General features: G+C 66.9%; 13 protein-coding genes. 4 read left to right on the top strand and 9 right to left on the bottom strand.

Going from position 1 to position 12,344, the window contains the following annotated elements:
* The first annotated feature begins 6 nt into the window (after positions 1-6).
* The 3 genes from BN972_RS08120 to BN972_RS08110 are packed head-to-tail and all read left to right on the top strand — an operon-like array spanning position 7 to position 2,023.
* On the top strand, positions 7-321 hold the full coding sequence (locus BN972_RS08120; RefSeq protein ID WP_036354901.1) for a putative quinol monooxygenase: 315 nt from the start codon (positions 7-9) through the stop codon (positions 319-321).
* Positions 321-1,139 carry a mycofactocin-coupled SDR family oxidoreductase gene (locus tag BN972_RS08115; RefSeq protein ID WP_036354896.1) on the top strand — a complete coding sequence of 273 codons (819 nt, stop codon included), beginning with the start codon at positions 321-323 and terminating at the stop codon, positions 1,137-1,139. The genes BN972_RS08120 and BN972_RS08115 overlap by 1 nt, the downstream gene beginning before the upstream one ends.
* A 2-nt stretch (positions 1,140-1,141) precedes the next feature.
* Complete coding sequence (locus BN972_RS08110; RefSeq protein ID WP_051545128.1) at positions 1,142-2,023, top strand: SAM-dependent methyltransferase; 882 nt, start codon at positions 1,142-1,144, stop codon at positions 2,021-2,023.
* Here the strand turns inward: BN972_RS08110 and BN972_RS08105 are convergent.
* The 9 genes from BN972_RS08105 to BN972_RS08065 all read right to left on the bottom strand — a co-directional run bounded on the left by BN972_RS08105 (position 2,020) and on the right by BN972_RS08065 (position 11,493).
* Complete coding sequence (locus BN972_RS08105) at positions 2,020-3,696, bottom strand: ribonuclease J (protein WP_036356935.1); 1,677 nt, start codon at positions 3,694-3,696, stop codon at positions 2,020-2,022. The genes BN972_RS08110 and BN972_RS08105 overlap by 4 nt on opposite strands.
* A 7-nt stretch (positions 3,697-3,703) precedes the next feature.
* Positions 3,704-4,606, bottom strand: a complete 903-nt coding sequence (gene dapA, locus BN972_RS08100) for a 4-hydroxy-tetrahydrodipicolinate synthase (protein ID WP_036354893.1) — start codon at positions 4,604-4,606, stop codon at positions 3,704-3,706.
* 164 nt (positions 4,607-4,770) lie between these two features.
* Entirely contained in the window at positions 4,771-5,523 is a 753-nt protein-coding gene (gene thyX / locus BN972_RS08095) for an FAD-dependent thymidylate synthase (RefSeq protein ID WP_036356933.1), read from the bottom strand.
* Positions 5,524-5,533: 10 nt separating this feature from the next.
* The gene (locus BN972_RS08090) at positions 5,534-6,595 is read right to left on the bottom strand and encodes a restriction endonuclease subunit S (protein ID WP_036354890.1); all 1,062 of its coding nucleotides are present in this window, start codon (positions 6,593-6,595) and stop codon (positions 5,534-5,536) included.
* Positions 6,586-7,977, bottom strand: coding sequence for an N-6 DNA methylase (locus BN972_RS08085; protein WP_051545126.1), 1,392 nt, complete (start codon positions 7,975-7,977; stop codon positions 6,586-6,588). Before BN972_RS08085 ends, BN972_RS08090 begins: the two co-directional genes overlap by 10 nt.
* On the bottom strand, positions 7,968-9,365 hold the full coding sequence (locus tag BN972_RS08080; RefSeq protein ID WP_036354887.1) for a winged helix-turn-helix domain-containing protein: 1,398 nt from the start codon (positions 9,363-9,365) through the stop codon (positions 7,968-7,970). The genes BN972_RS08085 and BN972_RS08080 overlap by 10 nt, the downstream gene beginning before the upstream one ends.
* A gap of 67 nt (positions 9,366-9,432) precedes the next feature.
* The gene (locus BN972_RS08075) at positions 9,433-10,155 is read right to left on the bottom strand and encodes a coiled-coil domain-containing protein (protein WP_036354884.1); all 723 of its coding nucleotides are present in this window, start codon (positions 10,153-10,155) and stop codon (positions 9,433-9,435) included.
* 25 nt (positions 10,156-10,180) lie between these two features.
* Positions 10,181-10,696 carry a dihydrofolate reductase gene (locus tag BN972_RS08070; protein WP_036354881.1) on the bottom strand — a complete coding sequence of 172 codons (516 nt, stop codon included), beginning with the start codon at positions 10,694-10,696 and terminating at the stop codon, positions 10,181-10,183.
* The gene (locus tag BN972_RS08065) at positions 10,693-11,493 is read right to left on the bottom strand and encodes a thymidylate synthase (protein ID WP_036354877.1); all 801 of its coding nucleotides are present in this window, start codon (positions 11,491-11,493) and stop codon (positions 10,693-10,695) included. The genes BN972_RS08070 and BN972_RS08065 overlap by 4 nt, the downstream gene beginning before the upstream one ends.
* Positions 11,494-11,535: 42 nt before the next feature.
* On the opposite strand from BN972_RS08065, the gene BN972_RS08060 reads away from it, so the two are divergent.
* Positions 11,536-12,276, top strand: a complete 741-nt coding sequence (locus BN972_RS08060; RefSeq protein ID WP_036354874.1) for an alpha/beta fold hydrolase — start codon at positions 11,536-11,538, stop codon at positions 12,274-12,276.
* The last annotated feature ends 68 nt before the right edge of the window (positions 12,277-12,344 follow it).

Raw genomic sequence — 12,344 nt, 5'->3', positions numbered from 1 at the left:
CTCAGCATGCCCGTCGTCGTCGTCGCCACACTGACCGTCAAGCCCGAATCGGTAGACGCGGTCCGCGACATCCTGACCACCGCGGTCGAAGAGGTGCACGGCGAGCCGGGATGCCAGTTGTATTCGTTGCACCAGTCCGGCGAGACCTTCGTCTTCGTCGAGCAGTGGGCCGACGAGGAGGCGCTCAAGGCGCACAGCACCGCACCCGCGGTCGCCAAGATGTTCACCGCCGCGGGTGAGCACCTGGCCGGAGCCCCGGACATCAAGATGCTGCAGCCGGTTCCGGCAGGCGACGCGGACAAAGGCCAGATCCGGCCCTGATGGCCCGTCCGCTGGAAGGCCGGGTCGCCTTCATCACCGGCGCCGCCCGCGGTCAGGGGCGCGCGCATGCGGTGCGACTTGCCACCGACGGCGCGGACATCGTCGCGGTCGACCTGTGCGACCAGATCGCCAGCGTGCCCTATCCGCTGGGCACCTCGGAGGAGTTGGCGGGCACCGTCAAGCTCGTCGAGGAAACCGGGGCTCGGATCGTGGCGCGCCAGGCCGACGTCCGTGACCGTGCCGCGCTCGGCGCAGCCCTGCAGGCCGGCATCGACGAACTTGGCCGCCTCGACATCGTCGTCGCCAATGCCGGTATCGCACCCATGCAATCGGGTGACGACGGCTGGCACGACGTCATCGACGTCAACCTCACCGGCGTCTATCACACGATCGAGGTCGCGATACCGCCCCTGAAGCAACAAGGCGACGGCGGCTCGATCGTGTTGATCAGTTCGGCGGCGGGGTTGGCCGGCATGGGCAGCGCTGACGCGGGCGCGATCGGCTACGCCGCTTCCAAGCACGGGCTGGTGGGATTGATGCGGGTATACGCCAATCTGCTTGCTCCGCACGATATTAGGGTCAATTCCGTCCATCCCAGCGGCGTCGCTACACCCATGATCAACAACGAGTTCACCATGAAGTGGCTGGCCGACATGGCCGCCTCGGGCGCGGGATCCGGTGGCGGCAACGCGTTGCCGGTGCAGATCCTGCAGGCCGACGACATCGCCAACGCGGTGGCGTGGCTGGTGTCCGAACAAGCCCGCTACATCACCGGGGTCGCGCTGCCCGTCGATGCGGGCTGCGTGAACAAGCGGTAATCATGGCGCGAAACCCCGCGGCAAGCACCGCATTCGGCCCGATGTTGTTGGCGGCCGTCGAGCAGCACGAACCGCCCGACCGTCGGTTGGTGGACGACGACCTGGCCGAACTCTTCCTCCCGGCGCCACTGCGCTGGCTGGCGGCCGGCACGCGGGTGCCCGCGATCCGGCGGGCGTTCATCGGCGCATCGGAGTTCACCGGCCGCGGCTTGTGGGCGAATCTGGCCTGCCGCAAGCGTTTCATCGGCGACAAGCTCGCCGAAGCGGTGGGTGAGATCGACGCCGTGGTCATCCTCGGCGCCGGATTGGACACTCGCGCATATCAACTCAATCGACGGGTGCGCAAACCGGTGTTCGAAGTAGATCTGCCCGTCAACATCGCCCGAAAAGCCAAGACGGTCCGCCGGGTGCTCGGCGAGCTGCCGCTGTCGGTTCGCTTGGTGGCGTTGAACTTCGAGCGGGACGACCTGCTGACCGCGCTGGCCGAACACGGCTACCTCACCGACTACCGGGTTTTCCTTATTTGGGAGGGCGTCACCCAATATCTCACCGAGGCGGCCGTCCGCACCACGCTGGAGGGGCTGCGGCCGACGGCACCGGGCAGTCGCATGGTGTTCAGCTACGTTCGCCGCGACTTCATCGACGGCACCAACCGGTACGGCACCCGCACGTTGTATCGGTCGGTGCGGAAGCGACGGCAGTTGTGGCACTTCGGTATTCAGCCCGAAGAGGTGGCGGATTTTCTGGCGGAGTACGGGTGGCGGCTAATCGAACAGGTCGGGCCGGACGACCTCATCGAGCGTTATGTCGAGCCGACGGGCCGCAACCTCAAGGCGTCCCAGATCGAGTGGTCGGCGTACGCCGAGAAGATCAGCGAAGCCTAGACCTCGAGCACCGTCGGCACGATCATCGGCTGGCGCCGGTAGGTCTCACCCACCCATTTGCCGACGGTCCGACGCACGCCCTGCGCGATCCGGATCGGGTCGGTGACGTTGTTGGCGGCCAACTGTTCCAGCTCGGCTTCCACCTTGGGCACGACGGCTTCCAGCGCCTTGGGGTCCTCGGAGAACCCGCGCGAATGCAGGTGCGGCGGTGCCACCGCCTTGCCGGTGCCCCGCTTGACCACCACGGTGACGGCGACGAAACCCGAAGACAGGATGAGCCGCTCGCCCAGGGTGATGTCGCCGACGTCACCGGTGATCAGGCCGTCGACGAACATCTTGCCGACCGGCACCGCGCCCGCGATGGTGGCCTTGCCCCCCACCAAGTCGACGCTGACGCCGTTCTCCGCCAACAGGATCGAGTCCTCGGGCACCCCGGTGCTGGCGGCCAGCTTCGCGTTGGCCCGCAGGTGCCGCCAGGTGCCGTGCACCGGCATCACGTGCCGCGGCCGTACCCCGTTGTACAGAAACAGTAATTCACCCGCGTAGGCGTGACCCGAAACATGTACCCGCGCTTGAGCGTTGGTGACGACGCGAGTCCCGATCTTGGCCAGCGCGTCGATGACCCCGTACACGGCTTCCTCGTTGCCGGGGATCAGCGACGACGACAACACGATGAGATCGCCTGCGGTCAGCGTGATGCTGCGATGCTCCCCACGCGACATACGGGACAGGGCGGCCATCGGCTCACCCTGCGTGCCTGTGGTCACCAGCACCACCTGATCCGGCGGCAACATCTCGGCCGCGGCGATGTCGACCAGGTCGGAGTCGGCCACCCGCAGGAAACCGAGATCGCGGGCAATGCTCATGTTGCGCACCATGGATCGCCCGACGAACGCCACCCGCCGGCCCAAAGCGACCGCGGCATCGATGATCTGCTGCACGCGGTCGACGTTGGAAGCGAAACACGCCACGATGACCCGCCCGTCGGCGCCGCGGATCAGCCGGTGCAGCGTGGGACCGATCTCACTCTCCGACGGCCCGACGCCGGGATGCTCGGCATTGGTCGAATCGCACAGGAACAGGTCCACGCCAGCATCGCCGAGTCGCGACATGCCCGGCAGATCGGTGGGGCGGCCGTCGAGCGGAAGTTGGTCGAGCTTGATGTCGCCGGTGTGCAGCACGGTGCCCGCCCCGGTGTAGACGGCGATGGCCAGCGCGTCGGGGATGGAATGGTTGACCGCGAAGTACTCGCACTCGAACACCCCGTGCCTGCTGCTCTGACCCTCCTTGACCTCGACGAATACCGGCTTGATGCGGTGCTCGCGGCATTTGGCGGCGACCAGCGCCAGAGTGAACTTGGAGCCGACCACCGGGATGTCGGGACGCAGCTTGAGCAGGAACGGGATTGCCCCGATGTGGTCCTCATGGGCGTGCGTGAGCACCAGCGCCTCGATGTCGTCGAGTCGGTCCTCGATGTGGCGGAGGTCGGGCAAGATCAGATCGACGCCGGGCTCGTCGTGGGTGGGAAACATCACGCCGCAGTCGATGATCAGCAACCGGCCCAGATGTTCGAAAACCGTCATGTTGCGGCCGATTTCGCTGATACCGCCCAGCGCAGTGACGCGCAACCCGCCCGCGGTCAGGGGACCTGGTGGGGCGAGTTCCTCGTTCACCGGTGCCTCACCTGAGCACAGCGGCCGCACGCATGTCGGCGGCCAGCGCGTCGAGTTGCTCCGGTGTGGCCGCGACCTGTGGCAGGCGTGGGTCGCCGGCGTCGATGCCCTGTAGACGCAGGCCCGCCTTGGACAGCGTGACGCCGCCCAGGCGGCTCATCGCATTACACAGCGGGCTCACCGCGACGTTGATCTTGCGGGCCGTGGCGATATCCCCGGAATTGAAGGCGGACAACAATTCTCGCAGTTGCCCCGCGGCCAGGTGGGAGATCACGCTGATAAAACCGGTGGCCCCCATGGCCAGCCAGGGCAGGTTGAGCGCATCGTCACCGGAGTAGTAGGCCAGTCCGGTCTCGGCGATGATCTGCCCCGCGCTGTGCAGGTCGGCTTTCGCGTCCTTGACGCCGACGATATTGGGATGCGCGGCCAGCGCGCGCAACGTGTCCGGCTCGATTGGCACGATCGATCGCGGCGGGATGTCGTAGAGCACGACGGGGAGGTCGGTGGCGTCGGCGACGGCGGTGAAGTGTGCCTGCAGCCCGCTCTGCGGCGGCCGCGAGTAGTACGGGGTGACCACCAGCAGTCCGTGGGCACCCTCGGCGGCGCAAGCCTTGGCCAGCTTGATGCTGTGGGCAGTGTCATAGGTGCCGGCGCCGGCGATGACACGTGCCCGATCACCGACCGCCTCCAGCACGACCCGCAGCAGCTCACGCTTCTCGTCGTCGGTGGTGGTTGGCGACTCGCCGGTGGTTCCGGAGACGACCAGGCCATCGCAGCCCTGGTCCACCAAATGGTTGGCCACCCGGGCGGCGGCTTCGGTGTCCAGGGCGCCTTCGGAGTCGAACGGTGTCACCATCGCGGTCAGAAGAGTTCCCAGCCGGGCTGGGGCATCAAATCCGACGGTGCTCACGGTTGTCCAGATTACCTGCCTGCGGCAAGGGCATTTGCAGTGACGCGGCCTCAGGCTTCGGTCGCTAGACCCGATGGCGACCTCAACCTTCCCCCGCTAACGCGGCCTCAGGCTTCGGTAGCTAGACCCGATGGCGACCTCAACCTTCCCCCGCTGACGCGGCCTCAGGCTTCGGTCGCTAAAGGGCTGGTGGCGACCTCACTCCCATCCGCGAGCGTCGACACCTCGAAGTCAGCAAACACCGCCGGCGCGACGTCGGCGAGCTGGCGCAGGCACGCAATGGCCAGCCGCCGTATTTCCATGTCGGCGTGCTCGCTGGCCCGCATAGCGATGAAGTGCCGCCAGGCCCGGTAATTGCCGGTCACAACGATGCGGGTCTCGGTGGCATTCGGCAGCACGGCACGCGCGGCCTGACGGGCCTGCTTGCGGCGCAGCACGGCGTTGGGTTGCTCGGCGAACTTGGCTTCCAGCTTGGCCAGCAGCTCGGTGTAGGTGGCGCGGCTCGCATCGGCGGCGGCGGTCAGGATCTCCCGCAGCTCGTCGTCGTCCTCGATGCCCGGCGGCAGCACCACTTGGGAATCGGTCTCGGGCACATAACGCTGCGAGAGCTGAGAGTAGGAGAAATGCCGGTGGCGGATCAGCTCATGAGTGCAGGACCGGGAGATCCCGGTGATGTAGAACGACACACTGGCGTGCTCGAGCAACGAAAAATGCCCGACGTCGATGATGTGCTTGATGTAGCCGGCGTTGGTCGCGGTCCGTGGATTCGGTTTGGACCAGCTCTGGTAGCAGGCGCGGCCGGCGAATTCGACAAGTGCGGAGCCACCGTCGGCGTCGGTCGACCAGGGAACGTCCGGCGGCGCCAAGAACTCGGTTCTGGCGATCAGTTGCACCCGTAGCGGCGCGGTCTCGGCCACGGCGCTCACCTTAACCGGCGTCGGCCACTGTCACCTCACCCGATATCAGCAGCGGCAACACCGCGTCGCGGTAGGCGGTCAGCCGCGCCGATTCCATGCGCCGCGCCTGACACAGCGCGCCCAGGTCCGCGATGGCCCGGGCCTGTCCGGAAGTCAGCCGCCGGACGTCGCGAACCCCGACGTCCAGCACGTCGCGCGTCCGGACCCGTTGGTGACTCCCCGAGGTACCGACCACCCGCTGCGCCAGCATGTCCGACACATCGGGTTGCCGAAGCGCGGCCCACAGCACCGAAGTGTCCACGCCGGCCGGCTGCAGGACGACGAACTCACTGCTGGCCAGCGCCATCTCCGGCGGCAGACTCGGGACGTTCCAGACCCGTGGGAAGCGGGGATTGAGTTTGGCGACGAGAACGCACGGCTGCCTCAGCAGGTATTTGCCGCTCTTAACCGATGCGCCCGTGACGAGCAGCGGCTGCGCGCCGTCGTCGAACGCGGGCAAGCTGAAATGGGCGACGTCTTCGGCAAAATCGGGCGGCTCGAGGAAGAGGGTGGACCGCTCGGCGAGGCCTGACAGCGATGTGCGCTCTTCGACCGGTTCGACCACGGCGACCATCAGGGCCTCGGCGGTCCGTATCACCCGTTCGTTGGCGGCGATCTTGTCGTCGAGGGCGCCGAGCAGCGCGCCGATGCGCGGACGATCCGGCGCGGCGACCGACGGCACCGAGAGGTCACGCAGGATACCTTGATTGAGCAGTGGCTGGCCCGACCCGGTGCGGTGCTGGTTGAGCTGGTAGGTCTGCAGCGCGTAGTACCAAAAACGGCTCTCCTGGGGGTTTTTCGCTCGGCATGCCAAGGCGTTGTCGGTCACCCAGGCGTCGGAGGGGCAGTAACGCACCGTGCCGCAATACGTTCCGACCCGCCCGATCACGATCACCGGGCCGGCGGTGTTGTGTTGTGTTGTGTAGCCGATCACGCCATTGGAACCGTATACGGCGAACGGCCCGTGCGTGTTTCGCTCCGGTGCGCTTCGTCCGCTGCGGAACTCGAGCTGATCCCCCAGCCTCACTTCCACCGCAGCTGCTCCAGTCGACCGCGTACCACGTCATCCAGTCGGGCTGATTCGTCAAGCGCGGCAACCAATTCCGTTGTGAGACGGTGGATTCTTCGGTCGTGCGCTTCACCACAGTCGTCGGGTCGTGCGGAGTCGACGTACCGTCCGGGAGTCAGCACGTAGCCGGCCGTCCTGATGCCGGCCAGCGGCACCGACTTAACAAATCCCGGAATATCCTGATAGGCGTCGGTATTCGTGAGCCACGCGTGGTAGGTGTCGCCGATCGACACGGCCTCGGCGTCGCTCAGCGCCCGCTCGGCCCGGTCCACCAGGTGGCCGAGACCGCGCGCATCAATGAACAACACCTCCCCTGGACGTTTCTTGTCCATCTCGAAGAACCACAGGCACACCGGGATCCCGGTACTGCGGAACAGCTGGGCGGGTAGCGCGACCATGCACGACACCAAGTCCGCGTCGACGATGCGGGCGCGAATATCGCCTTCTCCGGCGGTATTTGACGACATCGAGCCGTTGGTCATCACCACCGCGGCCTTTCCGCGCGGTGCGAGCTTGGCCAGGATGTGCTGGATCCAGGCGTAGTTGGCGTTCCCGACCGGTGGAATACCGAAGCGCCACCGCGGATCCCGCTCGTCGCGAGCCCAATCCTTGATGTTGAACGGCGGATTGGCCATCACGTAGTCCATCTGCACGCCGGCATGCCGGTCGCAGACGAACGTGTCCCCCAGACCCAGACCGCCGGCGTCGAGGCCGTGCACGGCGAGGTTCATCCTGGCCATCCGCCAGGTTTCCTCGACGCTCTCCTGCCCGTAGATCGCTACCTGCATCGGGTCACCGCGTTGGTCGGCGATGAATTGTTCTGTCTGGACGAACATTCCGCCGGACCCGCAGCATGGGTCGTACACGCGGCCGTGCGTGGGCCGCAAGACCTCCACGATCACGCGGACGATGCTGGGCGGGGTAAAGAATTCGCCGCCGCGGCGTCCTTCGGCGCGCGCGAAATTGCCGAGGAAGTATTGGTAGACCTCGCCCATCACATCACGCGGGCCGGTGAATTCCGCGCTGTCCAGCAGGGCGATCAACTCGCCGAGGCGCCGTGAGTCGACGGTGTGGTAGAGCTGCGGCAGTGTCCCGGCCAAAGCGGGGTTGACCGTCATCGCGCACTGCATCGCCTCGTTGACCTGCTGACCGATGTCAGCAGATTCGGCGTTGGCCGCCAACGGTTTCCATTGGTCCGCGCAGGAGTGCCGCAGGAATACCAGGCTCAGCACCACATCCTTGTACTGGCCGGCCGGTACCGAACCGCGTAGCTTGGCAGCGGCCTTCCACAGGGTGTCCTTGAGGTCCCGGCCGGCCGTCGAACGCCTCGGGCGACTCATCGGCATTGTCTTCGTAGGTCGGCGGCCAGGTCGCCGCGGTCGGACACCGTTACGTCGCCCAGTCCCAGCCACCGGGCCATCGATTGGAGCTCGCCGGCCAGTGCGGCGGCGACCGTCGCACGCGGCACATCAGGTTCACCGAAGGCGCCCACCACACGCAGCGTTTCCGCGGCACGGTCGGCTTTGAGGTCCACTCTGGCCACCAGATGGCCGTCCAGCAGCAGCGGCCATACGTAGTAGCCGTACTGGCGCTGCGCGGCCGGAGTGTAGATCTCTATGCGGTAATGGAAGTGGAATATTCGCTCGACTCGCGGCCGGAAGAAGATGAGCGGATCGAACGGACAGAGCAGCGCGGTGCCGCGATCCAGGCGTGGGACGGTGCGGCCGGCCCGCAGGTAGGCCGGCGCCGCCCACCCGTCGACGCCCACCGGTTCGATCTCGCCCGCCGCCACCAGGTCGGCGATCGCGGGTTTGATTTGCTTGGCCGACAACCGGAAGTAGTCACGGATGTCGGCCTCGGTCGCGACGCCCAAGGCGGTCGCGGCGCGCAGCGCCAGTTCCCGGACGGCTTCCTCGTCGTCGACCTGGCGCGCCAGCACCTCGGCGGGCAGCACCCGTTCCACCAGGTCGTAGTGCCGGGCGAAGCCGACCCGGGTGGCAGTGGTGAGCACCCCGGACGCGAACAGCGCCTCGGCGACCCACTTTGTGTCGCTGCGGTTCCACCAGGGGCCCTTGCCGCGACGCGGTTCGGCCGCCAGGTGCGCTTCGATCTGCCCGGCGGTGCTCGGCCCGAGCTCGGTGACGGCCGCGACGACGTCGTCGAGCAGTTGCGGGTTGGCCTGCACGATGTGCTTGCCCCAGCGTCCGTGCCGGTACTCCCGCATGCGCCAGCGCAACAGCGGCCAGTCGTCGACGGCCATCAGCGCCGCTTCGTGCGCCCAGTATTCGACCAGCAGCCGACCCTTCGTCGGACCCCTGCTCGACTTGTCCGACTCCTCCTCGGCCCGCTTCCCGGCCCGCATCGTCGTCGGACCCCCGCTCGACTTGTCCGACTCCTCCTCGGCCCGCTTCCCGGCCCGCATCGTCGTCGGACCCCCGCTCGACTTGTCCGACTCCTCCTCGGCCCGCTTCCCGGCCCGCATCGTCGTCGGACCCCAAGCCGCCCGGTCAAGCACATCGCGGTCATAGGGCCCCAACCGACTGAACACCGGAGCGTAGTGCGCCCGCACGGCCACCGAGACCGAATCCAGCTGCAGCACCTGGATGCGCGAGATCAGCCGCCTCAGGTGGGCGCGGGTGATGGGGCCCCCCGGGCGCGGCTCGCTAAACCCTTGTGCCGCAACGGCAATTCGCCGGGCTTGCGCGGCAGTGAGCCTGCCGTTCCGGGTCGACACGGCGCCGAGAATAGCCACCCCCTTTCGCTGCCCTGAGCGGGAGGCTACTAGACGGGTTCGACTGACTTCAGCCCGTGCTGACTTTTTCCTCCGTCGGCGCGGCCGAGGTTGCCTGCGCGTCCTCGTACGCCCTTTCCAGCGCGGCCGGCACGGCGTCCAGGTCGCGATACACAGCCATCAGCTGCTCAAGGATCCTGATCCGTTGCGCACGCGCCTCATCCACCGCACGGCGCGCCTGCTCACGCTCGAAGTCGGCCTGCTGCTTGGCATCGGCCAGAAGCTGGTCGCGTTCCTGCTGCGCGTTCCGCCAGGCTTCGTCGACCGCCGCCCGGGTCTCGGCCCGCAGGTCGGCCATCTCCTCGTCGAGCTTCTTGCGGGCTTCCTCGTTCTCGGCTTGCATCGCCTTCTGCTGGGCGACCATCTCGGCCACCAGCTCTTCGTGGCGGCGCCGCTCGGCGTCGGCCTCCGCTTCGGCCGCCGCGATCAGCTCCTCGGCCTCGGCGCGCGCCTCGGCCTGCATCTGAGATACCTCGTCCACGGCACCCCGCAGCATCTTCGCCATCCGCTGCTGCACCGCGTGCGGTGAGGAGGAGGTTTCGGTCAGCTTGGCGACCTCTTTGCGCAGTGCGGCTACCTCCTCACCGGAGTCCCGCAACCGGGCGCGGAGGTTTTCGACGTCATCGCGCAGCAGCTGCTGCTTGGCGATCAGAGTCTCGATGTGGGCATCTACCGCCCCGGGCTCGTAGCCCCAGAATTTGCGGGTAAAGGTCCTGGTGGGTTCGGTTACCACTCTCAATCCCCCTTCATAAACTCGGTCAATCCGGCGCGGCCGCCCCCCGGGGCCGAGAGTAGCTGTGAAACCGGTAGCGCAAGCCCTGGCGGCTGACCAGCCACTCCCCCGCCTCGCCCACCCACGCCTCGTCGAGCAGGGGGGCCAGCGCGTCTTCGTCGTCGCGCGGCAGATCGACGTCCACTTCTGTGACTTCACACCGGCTGGCCAACGGCAGCGCGAGCGCGTAAATCTGCCCCCCGCCGATTATCCACATGAAGTCCGCACCGGTCAGAGCTCGCTCCAGCGAACCGACCACCTCGGCACCGTCGGCCGCGAAGTCCTGCTGCCGCGACAACACGATGTTTCGCCTACCTGGCAGCGGCCGAAATCGCGCAGGCAACGAGTCCCAGGTACGGCGGCCCATCACCACCGTGTGTCCCAATGTCAACTGTTTAAACCGGGCCATGTCTTCGGGCAGGTGCCACGGGATACTGCCGGCGCGACCGATCACGCCAGATGTCGACTGGGCCCAGATCAGGCCCAGTTCGGTGCGGGTCATACAGCGACGGGGGCTTTGATCGCGGGGTGCGGGTCGTAGTTCTGCACAACGACGTCCTCGTAGGTGTAGTCGAAGATCGAATCCCGCTGGGTCAAAACAAGCTTCGGATAGGGCCGCGGCTCCCGGGTGAGCTGAAGCTCGACCTGTTCGAGGTGGTTGTCGTAGATGTGGCAGTCGCCACCGGTCCAGACGAACTCCCCGACGGCGAGGCCGGCCTGGTCCGCCATCATGTGCGTGAGCAGCGCGTAACTCGCGATGTTGAACGGGACCCCTAAGAACAGGTCGGCGCTGCGCTGGTAGAGCTGGCAGCTCAGGCGGCCGTCGGCGACATAGAACTGGAAGAAGGCGTGACACGGCGGCAGCGCCATCTGCGGTATCTCACCGACGTTCCAGGCCGACACGATGATCCGCCGCGAGTCCGGGTCGGTGCGCAGCAACTCCAGCGCGGCGCTGATCTGGTCGATGTGCTCACCACTCGGGGTCGGCCAGGATCGCCACTGCACACCGTAAATCGGTCCGAGATCGCCTGTCTCGCTTGCCCATTCGTCCCAAATGGTGACGCCGTGTTCTTGCAACCAGCCCACGTTGGAGTCACCGCGCAGGAACCACAGCAACTCGTAAACCACCGACTTGAGGTGCACCTTCTTGGTGGTGAGCAGCGGGAAACCCTCGGCCAGGTCGTACCGGAGCTGCTTACCGAACAGGCTGCGGGTACCGGTGCCGGTTCGGTCGGATTTCGCAGTGCCCTTCGCGAGCACCTCACGCAGCAAGTCCTCGTAGGGCGTCGCGATCGGCACGCGGTCAGGATACGTCCAGGTGTCAGGAGTAGAACGGGTGCCATGCCGAAAATCGCCGACACCGTCACCACTCCCGACGGGAGCTGCCCCGTCCACCTGTTCACTCCAGACGGGGCCGACGGCCCCTGGCCGGGCGTAGTCATGTTCCCCGACGCCGGTGGCGTGCGGGAGACCTTCCACCAGATGGCAGCCAAGCTGGCCGGCTTCGGCTACGCGGTGCTGCTGCCCGACGTCTATTACCGCGAGGGCGACTGGTCGCCATTCGACATGGGCAGCGCGTTCAGCGACGCCGACGAGCGCGCGCGCATCATGTTCATGATCGGCACGGTGACCCCTGACCGGATCACCCGCGATGCCGGTGCGCTGTTCGACTACCTGGCCGGCCGCGAGGAGGTCAGGGGCGAGCGTTTTGGCGTGTGCGGCTACTGCATGGGCGGCCGTATTTCGGTACTGCTGGCCGGACGCCTCCCCGAACGGGTCGCGGCCGCGGCGTCCTTCCACGGCGGTGGACTGGTGACTGACAACGAGCACAGTCCACACCTGCTGGCCGACAAGATGGACGCCCTGGTGTACGTCGGCGGCGCCGAGAACGATCAGTCGTTCACCGCTGATCAGGCCGAGCAGCTGGAAAAGGCGCTGACGGCGGCAGGCGTGCAGCACCGCATCGAGTGGTACCAGGCCGCGCACGGGTTCGCGGTACCGGACAACCCGCCCTACGACGCGGTCGCCGACGAGCGGCACTGGGCCGCCATGATCGAGATTTTCGGCGAGGCACTTACCTGACCCCCGTGCGAAGTAGCTAAAGCCCCTGAAAAAGGCACTTTTCAGGGGCTTTAGCGTCTTTTCGCCAA

This window comes from Mycobacterium asiaticum DSM 44297, from assembly GCF_000613245.1.
Taxonomy (GTDB): domain Bacteria; phylum Actinomycetota; class Actinomycetes; order Mycobacteriales; family Mycobacteriaceae; genus Mycobacterium; species Mycobacterium asiaticum.
This window is presented reverse-complemented; position numbering and strand designations above follow the sequence as displayed.

What these genes read in the sequence shown, in the direction of transcription:
- BN972_RS08120 (WP_036354901.1), top strand. Translation starts at nt 7, where the DNA reads ATGCCCGTCGTCGTCGTCGCCACACTGACCGTCAAGCCCGAATCGGTA.
- BN972_RS08115 (WP_036354896.1), top strand. Translation starts at nt 321, where the DNA reads ATGGCCCGTCCGCTGGAAGGCCGGGTCGCCTTCATCACCGGCGCCGCC.
- BN972_RS08110 (WP_051545128.1), top strand. Translation starts at nt 1,142, where the DNA reads ATGGCGCGAAACCCCGCGGCAAGCACCGCATTCGGCCCGATGTTGTTG.
- BN972_RS08085 (WP_051545126.1), bottom strand. Translation starts at nt 7,977, where the DNA reads ATGCCGATGAGTCGCCCGAGGCGTTCGACGGCCGGCCGGGACCTCAAG.
- BN972_RS08070 (WP_036354881.1), bottom strand. Translation starts at nt 10,696, where the DNA reads ATGACCCGCACCGAACTGGGCCTGATCTGGGCCCAGTCGACATCTGGC.
- BN972_RS08060 (WP_036354874.1), top strand. Translation starts at nt 11,536, where the DNA reads ATGCCGAAAATCGCCGACACCGTCACCACTCCCGACGGGAGCTGCCCC.